The organism is Gordonia alkanivorans (assembly GCF_004011905.1).
Classification (GTDB): domain Bacteria; phylum Actinomycetota; class Actinomycetes; order Mycobacteriales; family Mycobacteriaceae; genus Gordonia; species Gordonia alkanivorans.
On sequence record NZ_CP027114.1, the window covers coordinates 1,674,659 to 1,693,340 of the forward strand.

The following is an 18,682-nucleotide window of genomic DNA, read 5'->3' on the forward strand; positions in this document are numbered from 1 at the left end:
ATGACGGTGGCGATCACAGTGGATGAGGACGACTCGGGCGCGGACCGCCCGGGAGGTCGAGCTACCACTCCTCACCAGGCAAAACGAGGCGGTTCGACGCGCCGTCGGGTGCTCACGCCTCTGGTGCAGGAGTCGACACCGGCGATCATCGCGCGTAAGTTGCACAATGCCATCGCGAACGGCGACTTCCCGCCCGGGTCGCAGTTGACGGAGTCCGGTCTCGCCGCCGACCTGGGCGTCAGCCGCGGTCCGTTGCGTGAGGCGATGCAACGTCTCACCGCGGAGGGTCTGCTGGTCAGCCATCGCAACCGGGGCCTGTTCGTCGTCTCGATGGAGAGAGACGACATCCGCGACATGTACGTCGCGCGCACGGCGGTGGAACGTGCTGCCGTGCAACAGGTCATCGCGCACAGCGAATCGGAGGCGGTGGCCGCGCTGGACGAGGCGGTGGAGGCCATGCGCGCGTTCGGCGACGAGCCGAACGGTGCCGGGATGGCCGAGGCGGACATGGGATTTCACCAGACGCTGGTGGAACTCGCGGAAAGCCGGCGCCTTTCGCGTCTCCACGAGACGATTCTCGTGGAAACACGAATGTGCTTGCGAGCCATGCGAGGAACATATTCATCGGGAAAGGAACGGATCGACGAACACCAGGCGTTGGTGGACGCCATAGCTGCGGGGGATTCTGCCAAGGCAGATGCGCTGATGATCGAGCACATGGCCGACGGGCTGCGCCGATTGATCGGTGACGGCGACGACGCCGGTGATGTCCCCAGGTCCGGGAGCTGATCGCTCGCGGTTCGAATGTCCACGGATGGTCGAGCAGGCTGCCGTCCGTGCACAAAGGCCCACCAACGCCGGAGATGACCTAGCGAGGGACGAGTCACGGCCTCGATGACATTCAGGAAGCGCAGATGAGCGACACGACACCAGCGGATACTTATGAGCAGCTCGCACCGGACCCGGAGTCACCCGAGGGACGGAAACTCCTCCGCAAGGCCATCGGTGCCTCGGCGATCGGAAACGCCACCGAATGGTACGACTACGGCGTCTACGCCGCGGCCTCGGTCTACCTGACCCAGGCCTTCTTCCCGGGTGATTTCGGAACCATCGGCACCATGCTCGGTTTCGCGGTCTCCTTCGTGCTCCGCCCGCTCGGCGGAATGATCTGGGGACCCATCGGCGACCGCATCGGCCGCAAATCCGTCCTGGCCATGACGATTCTGCTGATCTCGGGCGCCACCGCGCTCATCGGCCTGCTGCCCACCCACGCGTCGATCGGTGTGTGGGCGCCCATCCTGCTGATCCTGCTCCGCGTCGTCCAGGGTTTCTCGACCGGCGGTGAATACGGCGGCGCGGCAACGTTCATGGCCGAGTACGCGCCGGACAACAAGCGCGGTAAGTACGGTTCATTCCTCGAGTTCGGTACCCTCGCCGGATTTTGCGGCGGTACCGCTTTCGTCCTGCTCCTGCAGCTGGGACTCTCCGATTCGCAGATGGATCAGTGGGGTTGGCGCATCCCGTTCCTGCTCGCGCTGCCCATGGGCCTGATCGGGCTGTACCTCCGCTCGCAGATGGACGACACCCCGGTCTTCCAGGAGCTGGAGCAGGAGGACGAGATCAAGGGTTCGGCGTGGACCCGGTTCAAGGATCTGCTCGTCAACTACCGGCGACCGATCCTGACGATGTTCGGCATGGTCATCGCACTCAACGTCGCCAACTACACGCTGTTGGCGTATCAGCCGACCTACCTGCAGAACACCATCAACCTGTCCGAGACCTCGGCGAGCGTCGTCAACCTGATCGGGCAGCTCGTGATGATGTTGCTCATCCCGTTCTTCGGCTGGTGGTCGGATTCGACCGGGCGTAAACCGATGTGGTGGGGATCGCTGGTCGGCCTGTTCGTCCTCGCGCTACCGCTGTACTGGCTGATGGGCCAGGGATTCGTCTGGGCGATCTTGGCATTCGTGATCCTCGGCGCGCTCTACATCCCACAGCTCGCCACCATCTCGGCGACCTTCCCGGCGATGTTCCCGACCCAGGTCCGATACGCGGGCTTCGCGATCTCCTACAACGTCGCGACCGCTGCCTTCGGCGGTACGGCGCCTCTGGTGAACGATGCCGTCGTGGAGGGCACCGACTGGAACCTCTTCCCGGCCGTGTACATGATGGGCGCCTGCGCCATCGGCATGGTCGCGCTGCTGTTCCTGAAGGAGACCGCGGGCTGCTCGCTCCGCGGCACCGAGATCCCCAGCAGGGAGAACGACTTCCAGGAGCTGCAGCAGAAGCCGGCGGAGTCGAGGGCCTAGCCCAGCAACCTCAGCCCGGCGAGCGTGTACGCCTTTGCCGCAGTGACGAGATCTGCGATGGCGACCGACTCGTCGGGCTGATGTGCGTCGGTGTTGATGTTGCCCGGGCCCAGGACGATCGACGGGATACCGAGGTCGCGGCTGACGAAACCGCCGTCGCACGCGGCGCTCCAGCCACCCACCGAGGTCGCGGTGCCGGCGTCGGTGACCGCGCCGACCGCAGCGGTGACGAGCGGGTGGTCCGCGGCGGTCGCGAAACCGGGCATCTCCATGGTGACTCGCACGTCGACGGTGATGCCGTCGGTGTCGATCTTGTTGTCGCGGATGGTCTCCCGGAGATCCTCGGCGATGGCGTGCGGATCCTCGAAAGGCATCAGGCGACGGTCGATGCCGAGGGAACACGTCGGCGCGACGACCGAGATGCCTTGTCCGCCTTGAATGGTGCCGACGTTCCAGGTGCCGCAGCCGAGCAGGTCGTCGAGCGTCTCGTGAAGGTGTTCGTGGTCGGCGCGGATGATCTCGACGATCGCCGCGGCGGCATTGATGGCACTGCGTCCGTCGGCGGGACGGCCGGAATGCGCGGCGCGACCGGTCACGTCGATCTCGATGTACGACGCACCGCGGCAACCGCGGACGATCTGCATGTCGGTGGGTTCGGCGACGATGCAGCCGAGGAAGTCGTGATCGGCGGGACGGCCGACGAAGGCGCGCACGCCGATGCCGTGCTCCTCCTCGTCGACCGTGCACACCAGGCGCACCGGGCCGGAGAGTTCGACGCCGACGTCGCGTGCACGAGACAACACGCTCATCGCCGCGACGACGGCCGCGATCCCGCCCTTCATGTCGGTGGTGCCGCGCCCGTAGAGACGGCCGTCGCGGGTCCGCACGGTGTACGGGTCGGCGGTCCAGTTCGGGCCCGCGGGCACCACGTCGGAGTGGCCCAGGAACATCAGGCCCGGGCCGTCGCCGCCGGGGAGGGTGGCGATCAGGTTCGGACGCCCGGGGGCCACCTCATGGGTGTCGACGTCGAAGCCGAGTGCGCGGCACGCCTTCTCCAGGATCTCGACGGCGGCGCCCTCGGTGCCGCCCGGATTCTCGCTCGGGGCCTCCACCAGCGCGGTCGTGAGCGCGGTGATCGCGGCCTCGTCGATCAGATCGACGAGCGACTGCTCGGCCGGACTCAGCTCAGTTACGTGTTCACCGCTCACCGTGCCATCTTCTCAAGACTGGACGTGAGGCGTCGAATACCTTCGTCGATCCGGTCCGGCGTGCTCGACGCGAAGCATAGGCGCATCGAATTGCGGAATCGGCCGCCCGGCGACAGTGCCGGGCCCGGGATGAAGGCGACGCCATCGGCCAGGGCGATCTCGAACAGCTCCCGGGTGTCGATCTCGGCGAACTCCTCCCGCAGCGTCACCCACAGGAAGAAGCCGCCCTCCGGGTTGGTGGTGACGACGCGGTCGCCGAGATGACGGGCGATGGAGGCGAGCATCGCATCCTTGCGCTCGCGGTACAGCGACCGGATGCCGGCGAGGTGGTCCTCGAGGCCACCGCGCGCGATGTACTCGGCCACGATGTGCTGGTTGGGCACGTTGGTGCAGGTGTCCATGGCCTGCTTACCGTTGATGAGAAGCTGCCGCAACGACGGATCGGCGTCGACCCAGCCGACGCGCCAGCCGGGAGCCAGGATCTTGGAGAAGGTCCGCACCGAGAAGATCAGCGGATCGCCGGGGCTCAGCGTCTGGAAGGTCGGGATGTCGGTGCCCGCGAAGCGGAGCAGTCCGTACGGATCGTCGTCGATGATGACCGAACCCCAGGTGTGGGCCAGACGCAACAGCTCGCGGCGGCGTTCCTCCGACATCGTGACGCCGGACGGGTTCTGGAACGTGGGGATCGTGTAGATCGCCTTCGGGGTCTTGTGGGTGTGCGCCACCAGATCGGCGAGCTGGTCGACCTGCATACCGTCGTCGTCGACGGGCACCTCGAGCAATTGTGCGCCGTAGGACAGCGCGGTCGCGCTCCCGTTGGTGTACGTCGGGGACTCGACGATGACCAGGTCGCCGGGGTCGACGAACAGCTTGCAGGCGAGGTCGAGGCCCTGCATGCCGCCGGTGGTGATCACCAGACGGTCGTGGGTCGACGGGTCGGGTGTGGTGGCGAGGTAGTCGACGAGCAGTTGCAGCAGCCGCGGTTCGCCTTCGGTGGCGCCGTAGGTGAACGACGTGTGGTCGAGGATCTCGCCGGCGATCTGACGGAACTCGTCGGCGGGAACGGCCTCGTCGGCCGGTGAACCCATCGCGAAGCGCACGATGTCATGGGACTGGGCGGCCAGCAGGGACGTCGACGAGTCGATCATCGATCCGACCAGGTCCTTCGACCGGCCGGCCAGAGGCAGCGTGGGGCCGGAATGCCGTACGTCGTTCACAGTCTCGGTCGTTGTGGTCATGTCGTGCACCTCGTCTCTCCAGGCCTTCGTGGCTCGTCGCTTGCGCTCCTCGCACCTCAGGCAGCGGTTGGGTTGTCGTGGGCTTTTCGCACCTCGGGCGGCGGTTGGGTTGTCGTGGGCTTTTCGCACCTCGGGCGGCGGTTGGGTTGTCGTGGGCTTTTCGCACCTCGGGCGGCGGTTGGGTTGTCGTGGGCTTTTCGCACCTCGGGCGGCGGTTGGGTTGTCGTGCGCTCCTCGCACCTCAGGCAGCGGTTGGGTTGTCGATGGTCATTTCTGGATCAATTCGCGCGGGAACGACGTGAAGCACTCGACGCCGGTCGGGCTCACCCGTACCGATTCGGAGAGCTCGAAACCGTAGTTCTCCATCCACATTCCGCAGACGATGTGGAAGGTCATGTTGGTCTCGAGGATGGACTCGTCCTCGGAGCGGATGCTTATGGTGCGCTCGCCCCAGTCCGGCGGGTACCCGATACCGATCGAATACCCCAGGCGCGAGGGTTTTTCGAGGCCGTACTTGGCCAGGGTCCAATTCCAGGTGGAGGCGAGTTCGCGCGTCGCCACCCCCGGTTTGATCGCCTCGAGGACGTTGTTCAGGCCCTCGGCGGTCGCCTTCGCGACATAGTCGAGCTCCTTGTGCGGAGTACCCAACGACACCGTCCGTGCGAGCGGGCAGTGGTAGCGGTTGTGGGCGCCGGTCAGCTCGATGACCACCGCCTCGTCGTCGACGAAAGTTCCCTGATGCCAGGTGAGATGAGGGGTGTCGGCCGCCGCGCCGGTGGGCATCATCGGCACGATCGCCGGGTAGTCGCCGCCGTAGTCGGGTGTCCCGGTGATCTGTGCCTGTGAGATCGCCGCCGCCGCATCACACTGCCGCACACCGACGTCGATCGTGTCGATCGCCGCGCGCATGGCCTCCGAACACACCATCCCGGCCTGACGCATCAGCTGGACCTCGGCCTCGGACTTGACCGACCGCACCCAGTTCACGAGCTCGAAGTTGTCGACCAGCTTCCACTCCGGGATCGCATTGTGCAATGCGCGATAGGCCTTGGGGGAGAAGAAGTGCGAGTCCATCTCCAGGCCGACCGATCCGCCACGGGAGGCCGGCGCGATCGCGTGCCGCTGACGGAGTGACCACGCAACCCAGTCGAAGGGATGCACGTGGGGTCGGTGTACGTAGCTCTCCGGGTAGCCGACGATCTGGTCGTCGGGCAACCATGTGGTGCGGTGCGCACCACGGGCGTCCATCTCCCGGGCGTAGAAGACCATCTCGCCCTCGATCGGGACGAACAGCATCTGCGGGGTGTAGAACGACCACGCGTTGTACCCGATCAGATAGAAGATGTTGGCCGGGTCGGTGACGATGATCGCCGACAACCCCTGACGGTCCATGAGTTCACGGACCTTCGTCAGGCGCTGTTCGTACTCGCTGTCGGTGAACAGCTGAGCACCGAGGTACATGGGCTTGCTACTCCTTGGTCACACGTCGGGGGATGTTCTGTTCGCGTACTCAGCGGCGGATCGGCGTCGCCGTGTACTTCATGTCGAGGAACTCCTCGATGCCCACGCGGCCACCCTCACGGCCGAGGCCGGACTCCTTGACACCGCCGAACGGCGCGGCCGGATTCGACACGATGCCCGTGTTGACCCCGACCATACCGGCTTCCAGCGCTGTCGACAGGCGAGCGCAGCGGTCGACGTCCTGGCTGAAGAAGTAGGCGACCAGACCCCACGGGGTGTCGTTGGCGAGGGAGATCACCTCGTCGTCGGCAGCCGGGTCGAGGGGATTGTCGGCGTCGCCGAACGGGATGATCGCCGCGACCGGACCGAAGATCTCGTTGCGCACCAGGTCGGCCTCGAGCCCGACACCGGTCAGCACCGTCGGCGGGTAGAAGAAGCCGGGACCCTCGGGCGCCTCCCCGCCGCAGGCCACGGAGGCGCCCTTCGACACCGCGTCGTCGACGAGCGAGGCAACCTTCGCGACGGCCTTGGGTTCGACGAGGGGTCCGACCTGTGTTCCGTCGGCGGCGCCGTCGCCGACCTTCAGTGCGGCCATCTTCGCCGTGAACTGTTCGGTGAACTCGTCGATCACGCTGCGGTGCACGAAGATCCGGTTCGCCGCGGTGCACGCCTGACCGGTGTTGCGCATCTTGGCCAGCATGAGTCCGTCCACCGCGCGGGAGATGTCGGCGTCGGCGCACACGATGAACGGGGCATTGCCGCCGAGCTCCATGGAGGTGCGCATGACGGTTCCGGCGGCCTGCCGCAGCAGGGTCTTGCCGACCTCGGTCGAGCCGGTGAAGCTGACCTTGCGGGCGAGCCCGCTGTCCATCCACTCGGTGACCACCGTCGACGGATCGGTGGTGGTCACGACGTTCAGCACGCCGGCGGGCAGACCTGCCTCGACGAGGATGTCGGCGAGGAGAAGGGTGGTCAGCGGGGTGAGTTCGGCGGGCTTGAGAACCATCGTGCAGCCGGCCGCGACGGCCGGCCCGATCTTGCGGGTTCCCATGGCCAGCGGGAAGTTCCACGGCGTGATCAGGATGCAGGGACCGACGGGCTGCCTGCTCACCACGATGCGGGTCCCGCCGTCTCCGGTGGTGGTGTGGTCGCCGCCGATGCGCACGGCCTCCTCGGCGAACCACCGGAAGAACTCGGCGCCGTAGGCAACCTCACCCTTGGCCTCGGCGAGCGGCTTGCCCATCTCAGCCGTCATCACCGAGGCGATCTCGTCGACCCGGTTCATGATGAGTTCGTAGGCGCGGTAAAGGATTTCGCTCCGGTTCCGCGGCGACGTGGCCGCCCATTCCGCCTGATGCGCGGCAGCGGTCTCGAGTGCGCGTCGGGCGTCGGTCGCGTCGGCGTCGGCCACCTCGGCGAGCACCTCGCCGGTCGCGGGATTGAGCACGTCGAACCGGTCGCCGGCGGCGGCCGGAACCCATTCACCGCCGATGAACAGATCGGTGTGGATCGACGAGATGGCTTCGGGGACCTGGGTGGTGGCGATGGCCGTCATGATCGGGCTCTCCTCGGTTGGTCGGCGGGCGGTCGGGGTCGGGTCGTGGAGGTGAGAAGCTCGGCGAGGTGGACCCCGCGGATCTCGCGTGCGTCGGTCAGTCCGTCGTCGACAGCGGCGAGGTGTTCGACCGCCATCGCGCAACTGAATCCGTCGGTGACTACGGGGCGATGCGGGTCGTCGCGCAGCGCGGGTGCGAGTCCGTTCTCGGCGACGGCCATGCTGACCTCGTAGTGGCCCTTCTCGAAGCCGAAGTTGCCCGCGACACCGCAGCATCCGTCGGCGGAGTGCACGGTGACGCCGAGCGCTTCGAGAGCGGCGGTGCCGGTGCGTGCGCCGAAGACCGCGTACTCGTGGCAGTGGGTCTGGAGGGTCACCTCGTCCGGAAGGGGCGGCGGTTGCCATCCTGCGTCGAGGAGGGTCGGGAGGTGGGCGGCGAAGCTGCGTACCCGGGCGGCGACGCGACGCGCGCTGTCGGTGGGTACCAGTTCGGGCAGATCCTTGGCCAGTGCCGCAGCGCAACTCGGCTCGGGCACCACGATGGGCCGGTCGGTGCCGTCGTCGAGATTCGCGGCGGTGCGTCGAAGAGTCTTGCGCGCCTTGCCCAACTGCCCGGTGGAGATCCAGGTGAGGGCGCAGCAGTTGCCCGCCGAACAACCTACCGGCTCGCCCGTCGCGCCCAGTACCTCCGCGGCGGCGGCGGCCACCCGCGGGCGGAAGGCGCGGGTGAACGAGTCGACGAACAGGATGACCTGCGAGGTCGGGGACACCGGGGCGAGATCGGTGAGCTGCGCCTTGCGGGCGCGCCGGGTCGCGAACGCCGGCATCGTCCGACGAGGGTCGAGGCCGCCGGCGCGTGCGGCCAGACCGCTGATCTTCGACGACAGCACGCGATTGATCAGCGGCGCAGCCGTTCCGGCCGCGGACAGCCAGGCCGGCATCCAGCCCAGGGAGTAGTGCGACAGCGGGCGCAGACGGCGGCGGTAGTGGTGGTCGAGGAACTCCGACTTGTAGGTGGCCATGTCGACCCCGGTCGGGCAGTCCGTCGAACATGCCTTGCAGGACAAGCACAATTCGAGAGCGTCGGCGACCTCGGGTGAACGCCAGCCCTCGTCGACCGATGGGGCCGTGCGCACCATGTCCTGGAGGACGCGGGCCCGACCCCGCGTCGAATCCTTCTCGTCGCGGGTCGCCCGGTAGCTCGGGCACATGACGCCGCCGGTGTCGGCGCGGCACCGGCCGACACCGATGCAGCCCTGGACCGCGTGGACGAAGGGATCAAGGAGCGGGAGCTCGCGAGAACCGCCCCTGACATCCGCCCCCGAGGGAGCCGCCGCCGACGTATTGTCATCGGCGCCGCTGCTGAGGGTGGATTTCGGGGGCGTATCTCGGGAGTCGTGGCCGTGGGCGAGGTCGAAGGTGGTCGGCCAGGTCCGCCGGGGGACGTCGGCGAGGGCGAGGTCGGCGGTGATGGACGGCGGGTCGACGATGCTGCCGGGGTTGAGGTTGCCCGTCGGGTCCCAGATCGACTTGAAGCGTGCGAAGGCGGCCATCATCGCCGGTGAGTACATGGTCGGCAGCAAGGCCGAGCGGGCCCGACCGTCGCCGTGCTCACCCGACAGCGAACCTCCGTGACGCACAACGAGTTCCGCGGCATCGGTGCAGAAGTGTTCCATCACGGCGCGTCCGTCGGGGGTGCGCAGGTCGAACGTGATGCGCACATGCATGCAGCCGGCACCGAAGTGGCCGTACATGACACCGGTGAGACGGTGCCGGTCGAGGAGTTCGGCGAAGTCGTCGAGGTAGTCGGCCAGACGCTCGGGGTCGACCGCCGCATCCTCCCAGCCGGGCCAGGATTCGTAGTCGCCACCGACGCTTTCGTCGTCGGGGTCGGCCAGGCGCGATGACAGGCCGGCGCCGTCCTCGCGGACGCGCCACAACGCCTTGCGCCGTGCCGGGTCGTCGACGACGGTGGCATCGATCATCCGGCCCTGGCCACGCAGGTGGTCGAGGAGTCGCTTGGCGGTCGCCGGAACGTCGGATTCGCCCTGCGTCTGGGCGCTTTCGGAGTCGATGTCGATGAACAGCCATGCCGAACCCTCGGGGAGGCCGGCGACCGTGTCCCGGCCGCGGCGCGCTGCCATCGTGGCGACGATCTTGCGGTCGATGCCCTCGATGGCCGACGGTGCGAACGGGAGGATCGCGGGGACATCGCGGGCGGCGTCGGCGGGGGAGTGGTAGCCGACGCAGAGCAGGAGTTGCGAGGTGGCGACCGGGACGAGGCGTACCTTGGCCGACACCACGATCGCGCAGGTCCCCTCGCTTCCGACGAGTGCACGGGCGACGTCGAATCCGTTCTCCGGTAACAAACGTGCGAGGTGATACCCCGAGACCTGGCGGGGGATGGTCTCCAGTTCGGTGCGCAGGATCGCGAGGTTGCTCGACGCGAGTTCTCGCAGCTCGGCGGTGATCTCGGCGGCCCGTGCCACGGCCTTCCGGTCGTGGGGATCGGTGGCGTACAGCCCGTCGCGTGTCGCGGTGAGCACCATCCCGTCGGCGGTGACGAGGTGGAGTTCGATCACGTGATCGCTGGTGCGTCCGTACCGGACGGAGTGGTTTCCGCAGGCGTCGTTGCCGATCGCCCCGCCCAAGGTCGCCCGTGACGCCGACGACGGGTCGGGGGCGAAGGTCAGCCGGCCGTCCGTCGCCGACCGTGCCCGCGCCGCCAGAGTGGTCAGCACGATGCCCGAACCGGCCACGGCCGTGCAGGTCTCGGCATCGACCGACACCACCTGATCCAGGTGACGGGACAGGTCGATGACCACGCCGTCGCCGACGGCGTTACCCGCCATCGAGGTACCGCCGCCGCGCACGATCACCGGGACGTCCAGCGTGTGACACCTCGCGACGATCGTGGCGACCTCGCGCGCAGACCGCGGGAAGGTCACGGCCCGCGGCGGGACGCGGTAATTCGAAGCGTCGTAGGAGTATTCGGCCAGACGTCGGGGCGAGGCGTCGGCATCGACGCCGAGATCGGCGAGTTCGTCTGCGATGTCCACCGGCCTAACCCAGTGCGGCGTGCAGCGCCGCGCCGAACCGCGCGACACCGAGGTCGATCTCGTCCGCCGTCACGACCAGTGCGGGGATGAGACGGACGACGTTGGCCGACGGCCCGCAGGTCAGCGTCAACAAGCCCTGAGCCGTGGTGGCCTGCTGCACCGCGACGGCGGCAGGGGCGTCGGGCACCCTGTTGCCGGCGGCATCGGTGGTGACGAATTCGATGCCGGCCATCAGGCCGAGGCCCCGGACGTCGCCGATGCCCGGGAACGGTGCGCACACTTCCCGCAGGCCGGCGAGCAGCTGCTCTCCGCGCACGCGGGCGTTCTCCACGAGTCCCTCGGCCTCGATGACCTCGAGGGTCGCGATCGCGGCCGCCGCGGCCACGGCATTGCCGCCGTAGGTTCCGCCCTGCGAGCCCGGCCACGCCTTGCTCATCAGCTCGGTCGACGCGGCGATCGCCGAGATCGGGAACCCCGACGCCAGACCCTTTGCGGTGACGATGATGTCGGGGGTCAGGCCCTCGGCGTGCTGGTGGCCCCAGAATCTGCCGGTGCGACCGAACCCGGCCTGCACCTCGTCGAGGATGAGCAGGATGCCGTGGCGGTCGGCGCGCTCGCGCAGGCCTTGGAGGAATCGGGGCGGCGTCGGCAGGTAGCCGCCGTCGCCGAGGACGGGCTCGATGAGGAACGCGGCGGTGTCGTTGGGTGCGACGCGCGACTGCAGGAGGTAGTCGAGCTCCCGCAGCGCGAAGTCGACCGCAGTGTCGGTGTCCCAGCCGTAGCGGAAGGCGTAGGGGAACGGTGCCATGTGCACGCCGCCCATCAGCGGGGAGAAGCCGGCCGAGAAGCGGGTGCCCGCGGTGGTGAGGCTTGCGGCCGCGACGGTGCGGCCGTGGAATCCGCCCTGGAAGACGATGATGTTCGGCCTCGCGGTCGCCATGCGGGCAAGGCGGATCGCGGCCTCCACGGCCTCCGAACCCGAGTTGGCGTAGAAAACGGAGTCCAGGCCGGCCGGCAGGACCGCACCGAGTCGTTCGGTCAGCTCGAGCAGCGGCGGGTGCATGACGGTCGTGTACTGGGCGTGGATCACCTTGGCGCACTGGGCCTGCGCGGCCTCGACCACGTGCGGGTGGCAGTGGCCGGTGCTGGTGACGCCGATGCCGGTGGTGAAGTCGAGGTAGTCGCGGCCGTCGGTGCCGTGGACCCAGGACCCCAGCGCATGATCGACGACGACCGGCGTCGCCTGCTTGAGCGCAGGACTGAGTGAGGCCGTCTGGTGGGTGCGGGTGGGGGAGTCAACGCCGGCAGTCATGGGTACACCGTGACGCTAGATCGTACGATTGTCAACAATGTGACAGTCGGCGGTGCTCAGGAGTTGTTCTCGGGTTACGGTGGCCGCATGAGCACCCGACGTCCGGTCCTCGCGCTCCTCGGTGCCCCTGGTGTCGCGCCGCCATCGAACCTCGATCAGCTCGCCGAACTCGCCGAGATACGCCATTGCGTCGCAGACGATCTCGCGGATGCGCTGTCGGGTGCAGACGTGTTGGTGTTGTGGGACTTCTTCTCTCGTGCGCTCGCCGACAACTGGGGCGAGACGACCGCGTCGCTGAGGTGGGTGCACGTCTGTGCGGCAGGTGTCGACTCGCTGCTGTTCGACGAACTGAAGACCTCCGACGTGGTGGTGACCAACGCGCACGGCGTGTTCGACCGGCCCATCGCCGAGTTCGTCCTCGCCTCGATCCTCGCCCGGGACAAGCGGTTACACGAGTCGATGGCCCTGCAGCGCGATCACGTCTGGAAGCATCGGGAGACCGTCGGCACGTCGCGTACGTCGGCCCTCGTCATCGGGACCGGCGGAATCGGCCGAGCCACCGCACGGCTACTCCGTGCCGTGGGGATGCATGTCGTCGGCGGCGGGCGGACCGCGCGGGAGTCCGACCCCGACTTCGGCCGGGTCGTCGCCACCGCCGAACTAACCGAGCATGTCGGCGACTTCGACAACGTCGTCACCATCGCGCCGCTGACCCCACAGACCGCCGGGATGATCGACGCGGAGGTGCTCGCCGCGATGAAACCGGGCGCGCATCTGATCAACGTCGGCCGCGGCGAACTCGTCGACGAGCCGGCGCTGATCGACGCGCTGCGGTCGGGGCGCCTCGGTGCGGCCTCGCTCGACGTGTTCGCGACCGAACCGCTGCCCGCCGACAACGAGCTGTGGGATCTGCCCGGCGTCGCGATCTCGGCGCACATGAGCGGCGACGCGCTCGGCTGGCGCGAGGCGCTGTCGGAACAGATCCTCGAGAACCTGCGCCGATACGTCGGTCTGGACGACACCGCGGACGGTGCCGTCGTCGCCGAGACGCTGGTCAACGTCGTCGACAAGGAACGCGGCTACCTAACCGGAGGCGGATGACGTCGTCGCGGCGCGGCCGATAGTAGGCTGTAGCGCGATGACCACCGTCTATTTCCTGATCGCCGCCGTGGCACTCGCGGGTGCGGGCGTCCTGTTGTGGCTCGACCGGCAGCGGTCGAGCGTCGCGCGGCACCAGCGTGCGATCTGGGGGGATGAGCACGAGTTCAAGTTCCGCGAGACGGACACCAAGCTGCGCAAGGTGTTCCGTCGGGCGACGATGAACGTCCCCGATCACGTCGAGGTCCGCGACGTCGCCTACGGCCGCTACGGCGGCGTGGAGACCGTTGTCTTCGATCTCGCCGAGACCGCGACCGTGATCGCCGTCCGCCGATCCTCGCCCTCGCCCGTCGTCGTCGACCTGCGTCACGAGGATGTGCTCGCGCCCGCCGAGGAGGACGTCGAACTCCTCGGCGCGATGGGGCCGCGGGTCATGTTCTCCAACAACCTCGACGTCGCCCGGCGCGTGTGCGACCGGCGCATGGTCGCCCTGGCCAACAAGGCCCCGGCGTTCGTCGAGGTGCTGTGGAACGAGGGCAACTGGGCGCTCGGTTCGCTTCCGCTGACCAATGATCCCGCGACGCTCAACACCGGCCTCGAAGTGGTTCGACGCTTCGCCGACCTGCTGCGCGTTCTCCCGCCGGTGCGTGAACCCGAGGACTCGCCCGACCCACGCGATCCGCACGGACCCACGCGCGCCGAGCTCGCCGACGAGAAGACCGAGTCGATGCGCGACAAGCGTCGCCGGCAGGCCGCGGCGGCTCCCGCCACAGAGGCTTCCCCGGCCGCCAAGCCGAGTGCCCCGCCGGTCCGTAAGCCGCCGCCGGCGACCGGTACCTCGTCGACGACGGGCCGGGGCATGGCCCCGATGCCGGTCCGCGGGTCCGCGACGCGTAAGCCCGAGGACTCGCCGCGTCGGCCCGAGGACACCGGCGAGCGGTCGAATCGCCACCGCAGCTGACCCGACAGGGCTGATCCGAACGGTGTCGCGGACACCGTAGGGTAATCGTCATCCAGTGCACCGGCCGACAGCCGGAGAGTTCGAGAGTGAGTGGTCGCATGTCCTCGTCAAGCCCGGTTTCCGACGGCACGCCGCCCCCGGTCGACCCAGCGGCGCGGGCGCGACTCGCCGAACTGGTCCGCGAACTCGCCGTCGTGCACGGCAAGGTGACGCTGTCCTCCGGCAAGGAGGCCGACTACTACGTCGACCTGCGCCGCGCGACCCTGCATCACGAGGCCTCCCGCCTGATCGGCACGCTCATGCGCGAGCTGACCGCCGACTGGGAGTACGTCGCCGTGGGTGGCCTGACGCTCGGCGCCGACCCGGTCGCGACGTCGATCATGCATGCCGACGGTCGCGACATCGACGCCTTCGTGGTGCGCAAGGCCGCAAAAGCCCACGGCATGCAGCGTCGAATCGAGGGCCCGGACATCGTCGGCCGCAGCGTGCTCGTCGTCGAGGACACCAGCACGACGGGCGCCTCGCCGTCGACCGCCGTGGAGGCCGTGCGTGAGATCGGCGGCAACGTCGTCGGTGTCGCCACCGTCGTCGACCGTGCGACCGGCGCGGACGCGGTCATCACCGGGCTGGGCGTGCCCTACCGCTCACTGCTCGGGCTGAGCGATCTCGGCCTTGCCTGACGCACCCGATCCAGACGCCGGGGTCGCCGGTCCCACCGAGTGGGTGACGGGACCGCCGGTCGGTGTGGGCCCCTGGTCGGTCGAACACCCCGGTGAGCCGACCCCGGACGACGACCACCTCGACCCCGAACTGCTCGCGACCGGCGACACCCGAAACGTCGTCGACGCGTACCGGTACTGGAAGCGCGAGGAGATCGTCGCCGACATCGACACGCGCCGGCACCCGCTGCACGTCGCCATCGAGAACTTCGCCCACGACGCCAACATCGGCACCGTCGTGCGTACCGCGAACGCGTTCGCCGTCGCGGCGGTCCACATCGTCGGACGACGCCGCTGGAACCGTCGCGGCGCGATGGTCACCGACCGCTACCAGCACCTGATGCACCACGACACGGTCGGCGATCTGCTCGACTGGGCGCGCGGAGAAGGTCTGTCCGTCGTCGCGGTGGACAACACTCCGGGATCGCGTCCGCTGGAGACCGTGGAACTTCCGCGCGAATGCGTGCTGCTGTTCGGTCAGGAAGGTCCGGGCGTGAGCGACGACGCGCAACGTCAGGCCGACATGACGGTGTCGATCGCGCAGTTCGGGTCGACCCGCAGCATCAACGCCGGAGTGGCTGCCGGGATCGCCATGCACGCGTGGATCCGGCAGCACGCCGATCTGGATCAGGCCTGGTAGACGACTACTCGGCCGGGGGAGTGGGGGCCGGATCCTTAGAGGGGGCCAGCGGCTCCTCCTCGACGGGACGCTTGCGAGCCCGCAGGATGCGCTTGCCGATTTCCGAGATGATCGGGAGCACCGACACGAAGACGATGAGCAGGAAGATGTAGTCGACGTTGTCGCGGATGAACGCGATCTGTCCGAGGAAGTAGCCGAGCAGGGTCACGCCCGCGCCCCAGGCCACCGCGCCGACGATGTTGTAGGTCAGGAAGACGGGGTACCGCATCCGGGCGGCGCCCGCGACGAGCGGCGCGTAGGTACGGACGATCGGGACGAAGCGGGCCAGGATGATCGTGACCGGGCCGTGCTTCTCGAAGAACTCGTGGGCCTCGTCGATGTAGACCTGTTTGAGGACCTTCGCGTTCGGTGTGAACAGCGTGTACCCGAGTTTCTTGCCGATCCAGTACCCGACCTGGTCACCGAGGAATGCGGCGATCGGGATGGTCACCAGCAGCACCCACAGCGGCGCGAACGGCTCGATGTCGGCCGACTTCGCGGCGACGATCAGGCCCGCGGTGAACAGCAGGGAATCGCCCGGGAGCAGCGGGAACAGCAGACCCGACTCGATGAACACCACCAAGAGCAGACCCGCCAGCATCCAGGTGCCGAACGAGTTGAGGAGGTTGACCGGATCCAGGAATCCCGGCAGAAGAGCCAGGTTGGTGGTCGTGGTGGCAAGTGCTGAGTCGATCACGGGAACCCAGAGTACCTGCGCGGGCGAGGAGGGTGGAATCGCGCGGGAACGGCGTCGGTGCGCCGCCCGGGAGCGATCAGCCCGCAGCCCCGGCGGGCCGGCCGTTCGACGAGCCGAGTCTGCGTTGGACGAGCGCCACCGCGCCGACGATCGCGGCACCCAGGACGAACATGCCCAACGCCCCCGGCCAGTCGTCGCCGATGGGCATCGGCGCACCGTCCGCCGGGTCCTGCCATGGCCACAGGGCTCGTAGCGAACCCAGCAGCAGGCCGGCGGCGCCGACCATCGCCAGGCTGTGGTGTGTGCGCAGCAGCCACTCGAGAGCCTGGACGAACGAGGCGAGGCCCACGACGGCGCCGGCGGCGAAAACCCCCAGATACATGAGGTCGCGGTCGTCGACGGCGGCCAGCGTCGGTGCGTAGAGACCGATCACGAGCAAGAAGAACGAACCCGAGACGCCCGGCAGGACGAGTGCGCAGACCGCGACCGACGCCGCGAAGAAGACCGCCACGAGCGGGGGATCGGACACCTCGGACCGCGGCAGCGACGTCAGCACGAACACGAGTACGGCCATCATCACGAACGTCAGGACGGCGGACAGTTTCGACGAGGTGGTCGTGAACGTACCGGGCGGGATCTCCTGGAACGGGATGGCCACCGACACCGCGATCATGCCGATGAACAGAGCCCGGGAGTACACCGGCTGCTCGGTGACGAATCCCTCCATCACGCCGGCGATCGAGAACACCGCGATCGCCATTCCCGCCAGAACCGGGACCATTAGCCACCAGTCGACCCGGTTGGCATCGTCGGATCGGACGGCCCGCAGGCGACGTGCCGGGAACGTCGTCGCCGCCTTCACCGTCGCGATGAGCCGGTCGTATATGCCGGTGATCAGGGCAACGGTGCCGCCGGAGACCCCCGGGATGGTCTCGGCCACGCCGATGAGGGCACCGCGGCCCACATCTGAGGCCACGGTGACCGCCGACGGTCGGGGGGACGGGTTGTCAGCGGGCGGGGAGTCGTCGGACCGGACCGGAGAACGTGAGGCTGCCACACCGAGATCCTATCGATGTCTCTCGGTGCAGGTCCGGGCCCGAATGGTGGGCGCACCGGCCGGTGTGGCACCTGCCATACTGAGGGAAGTCCGGCCGCGGGAAGTCCGGCTGCTCGCCACGGCGCATCAACCGTGGGCGAGAGAACCCGAACACCAGAGCACATCAACACCCTGGAGGATTCGTCGATGCCCATTGCAACCCCGGAGCAGTACGCCGAGATGTTCGACAAGGCGAAGAAGGGTGGTTACGCATTCCCCGCGATCAACTGCACCTCGTCGTCGACCATCAACGCCGCGATCAAGGGCTTCGCCGACGCCGGCAGTGACGGCATCATCCAGTTCTCGACCGGTGGTGCCGAGTTCGGTTCGGGCCAGGGCGTCAAGGACATGGTGACCGGTGCCGTGGCACTCGCCGAGTTCGCACACGTCGTCGCCGCCAAGTATGACGTCCTCATCGGCCTGCACACCGACCACTGCCCCAAGGACAAGCTGGACACCTACGTGCGTCCGCTGCTGCAGATCTCGCAGGAGCGCGTCGACGCCGGCCGCAACCCGCTGTTCCAGTCGCACATGTGGGACGGCAGTGCCGTGCCGCTCGACGAGAACCTGGAGATCGCCAAGGAGCTCCTCGCCAAGGCGGGCGCGGCCAACATCATCCTGGAGATCGAGATCGGCGTGGTCGGCGGTGAAGAGGACGGCGTCGAGAACGAGATCAACGACAAGCTGTTCACCACCCCCGAGGACTTCGAGAAGACCATCGAGGCACTGGGCGCCAGCGACTCGGGCAACCGCTACCTGCTCGCCGCCACCTTCGGCAACGTCCACGGCGTCTACAAGCCGGGCAACGTCAAGCTGCGTCCCGATGTGCTGAACACCGGCCAGGAGGTCGCCGCCAAGAAGCTGGGTCTGGCCGATGGTGCCAAGCCCTTCGACTTCGTCTTCCACGGCGGCTCGGGCTCGCTGAAGAGCGAGATCGACGAGGCGCTCAGCTACGGCGTGGTGAAGATGAACGTCGACACCGACACCCAGTACGCCTACACCCGTCCGGTCGCCGGCCACATGTTCGGCAACTACGACGGCGTCCTCAAGGTCGACGGCGACGTGGGCAACAAGAAGGTCTACGACCCGCGCAGCTGGTCGAAGAAGGCCGAGGCCAGCATGAGTGAGCGCGTCGTCGAGGCGTGCAACGACCTCAAGTCGAACGGCAAGTCGCTGACCGCCTGATCGTCTGACACAAGTTCTGCCCGCACCCCCGCGAGGGTGCGGGCAGAACTGTTTTCGAGCCCTGGTCGGACTCGACGTGCGGTTTGGTCCGGCGGTGACCTCACG

15 protein-coding genes are annotated in these 18,682 nt (G+C 68.1%); 7 read left to right on the forward strand and 8 right to left on the reverse strand.

Annotated elements, in window-relative coordinates:
• Entirely contained in the window at positions 1-789 is a 789-nt protein-coding gene (locus tag C5O27_RS07670) for a GntR family transcriptional regulator (RefSeq protein ID WP_127963786.1), read from the forward strand.
• 125 nt (positions 790-914) lie between these two features.
• Entirely contained in the window at positions 915-2,309 is a 1,395-nt protein-coding gene (locus C5O27_RS07675) for an MFS transporter (RefSeq protein ID WP_127962375.1), read from the forward strand.
• On the opposite strand, the gene C5O27_RS07680 is transcribed toward C5O27_RS07675, so the two are convergent.
• From C5O27_RS07680 to C5O27_RS07705, 6 genes are all read right to left on the reverse strand, one after another.
• Entirely contained in the window at positions 2,306-3,517 is a 1,212-nt protein-coding gene (locus C5O27_RS07680) for a M20 family metallopeptidase (RefSeq protein WP_127962376.1), read from the reverse strand. The two genes, C5O27_RS07675 and C5O27_RS07680, sit on opposite strands and share 4 nt — an antisense overlap.
• Complete coding sequence (locus tag C5O27_RS07685) at positions 3,514-4,755, reverse strand: aminotransferase-like domain-containing protein (RefSeq protein ID WP_040536776.1); 1,242 nt, start codon at positions 4,753-4,755, stop codon at positions 3,514-3,516. Before C5O27_RS07685 ends, C5O27_RS07680 begins: the two co-directional genes overlap by 4 nt.
• Before the next feature lie 267 nt (positions 4,756-5,022).
• Positions 5,023-6,216 (reverse strand): M24 family metallopeptidase, encoded by a 1,194-nt coding sequence (locus tag C5O27_RS07690; protein ID WP_127962377.1) that lies wholly within the window; start codon positions 6,214-6,216, stop codon positions 5,023-5,025.
• 49 nt (positions 6,217-6,265) lie between these two features.
• Positions 6,266-7,771, reverse strand: coding sequence for an NAD-dependent succinate-semialdehyde dehydrogenase (locus C5O27_RS07695; RefSeq protein WP_127962378.1), 1,506 nt, complete (start codon positions 7,769-7,771; stop codon positions 6,266-6,268).
• Positions 7,768-10,830 (reverse strand): FAD-binding and (Fe-S)-binding domain-containing protein, encoded by a 3,063-nt coding sequence (locus tag C5O27_RS07700; RefSeq protein WP_127962379.1) that lies wholly within the window; start codon positions 10,828-10,830, stop codon positions 7,768-7,770. The genes C5O27_RS07695 and C5O27_RS07700 overlap by 4 nt, the downstream gene beginning before the upstream one ends.
• Before the next feature lie 4 nt (positions 10,831-10,834).
• Positions 10,835-12,142, reverse strand: coding sequence for an aspartate aminotransferase family protein (locus tag C5O27_RS07705; RefSeq protein WP_127962380.1), 1,308 nt, complete (start codon positions 12,140-12,142; stop codon positions 10,835-10,837).
• Between the two features lie 87 nt (positions 12,143-12,229).
• Between C5O27_RS07705 and C5O27_RS07710 the strand changes: the two genes are divergently transcribed.
• The 4 genes from C5O27_RS07710 (at position 12,230) to C5O27_RS07725 (ending at position 15,560) form a co-directional block, all read left to right on the forward strand.
• The gene (locus tag C5O27_RS07710) at positions 12,230-13,243 is read left to right on the forward strand and encodes a D-2-hydroxyacid dehydrogenase (protein ID WP_127962381.1); all 1,014 of its coding nucleotides are present in this window, start codon (positions 12,230-12,232) and stop codon (positions 13,241-13,243) included.
• A 37-nt stretch (positions 13,244-13,280) separates the two neighbouring features.
• Entirely contained in the window at positions 13,281-14,201 is a 921-nt protein-coding gene (locus C5O27_RS07715; RefSeq protein ID WP_006360986.1) for a hypothetical protein, read from the forward strand.
• Between the two features lie 98 nt (positions 14,202-14,299).
• Positions 14,300-14,881: an orotate phosphoribosyltransferase gene (gene pyrE, locus C5O27_RS07720; protein ID WP_006360987.1), complete on the forward strand. Its 582-nt coding sequence runs from the start codon at positions 14,300-14,302 to the stop codon at positions 14,879-14,881.
• A complete protein-coding gene (locus C5O27_RS07725) occupies positions 14,874-15,560 on the forward strand; it encodes a TrmH family RNA methyltransferase (protein ID WP_006360988.1) in 687 nt (228 codons plus the stop codon). Before pyrE ends, C5O27_RS07725 begins: the two co-directional genes overlap by 8 nt.
• A gap of 4 nt (positions 15,561-15,564) precedes the next feature.
• Here C5O27_RS07725 and C5O27_RS07730 read toward each other — a convergent pair whose 3' ends face one another.
• Both C5O27_RS07730 and C5O27_RS07735 read right to left on the reverse strand, forming a co-directional pair.
• Positions 15,565-16,296, reverse strand: coding sequence for a VTT domain-containing protein (locus C5O27_RS07730; protein ID WP_006360989.1), 732 nt, complete (start codon positions 16,294-16,296; stop codon positions 15,565-15,567).
• A gap of 76 nt (positions 16,297-16,372) precedes the next feature.
• Positions 16,373-17,353, reverse strand: a complete 981-nt coding sequence (locus tag C5O27_RS07735; RefSeq protein ID WP_127962382.1) for a DUF368 domain-containing protein — start codon at positions 17,351-17,353, stop codon at positions 16,373-16,375.
• 186 nt (positions 17,354-17,539) lie between these two features.
• Between C5O27_RS07735 and fbaA the strand changes: the two genes are divergently transcribed.
• The gene (gene fbaA / locus C5O27_RS07740) at positions 17,540-18,577 is read left to right on the forward strand and encodes a class II fructose-bisphosphate aldolase (RefSeq protein ID WP_006360991.1); all 1,038 of its coding nucleotides are present in this window, start codon (positions 17,540-17,542) and stop codon (positions 18,575-18,577) included.
• Positions 18,578-18,682: the final 105 nt, after the last annotated feature.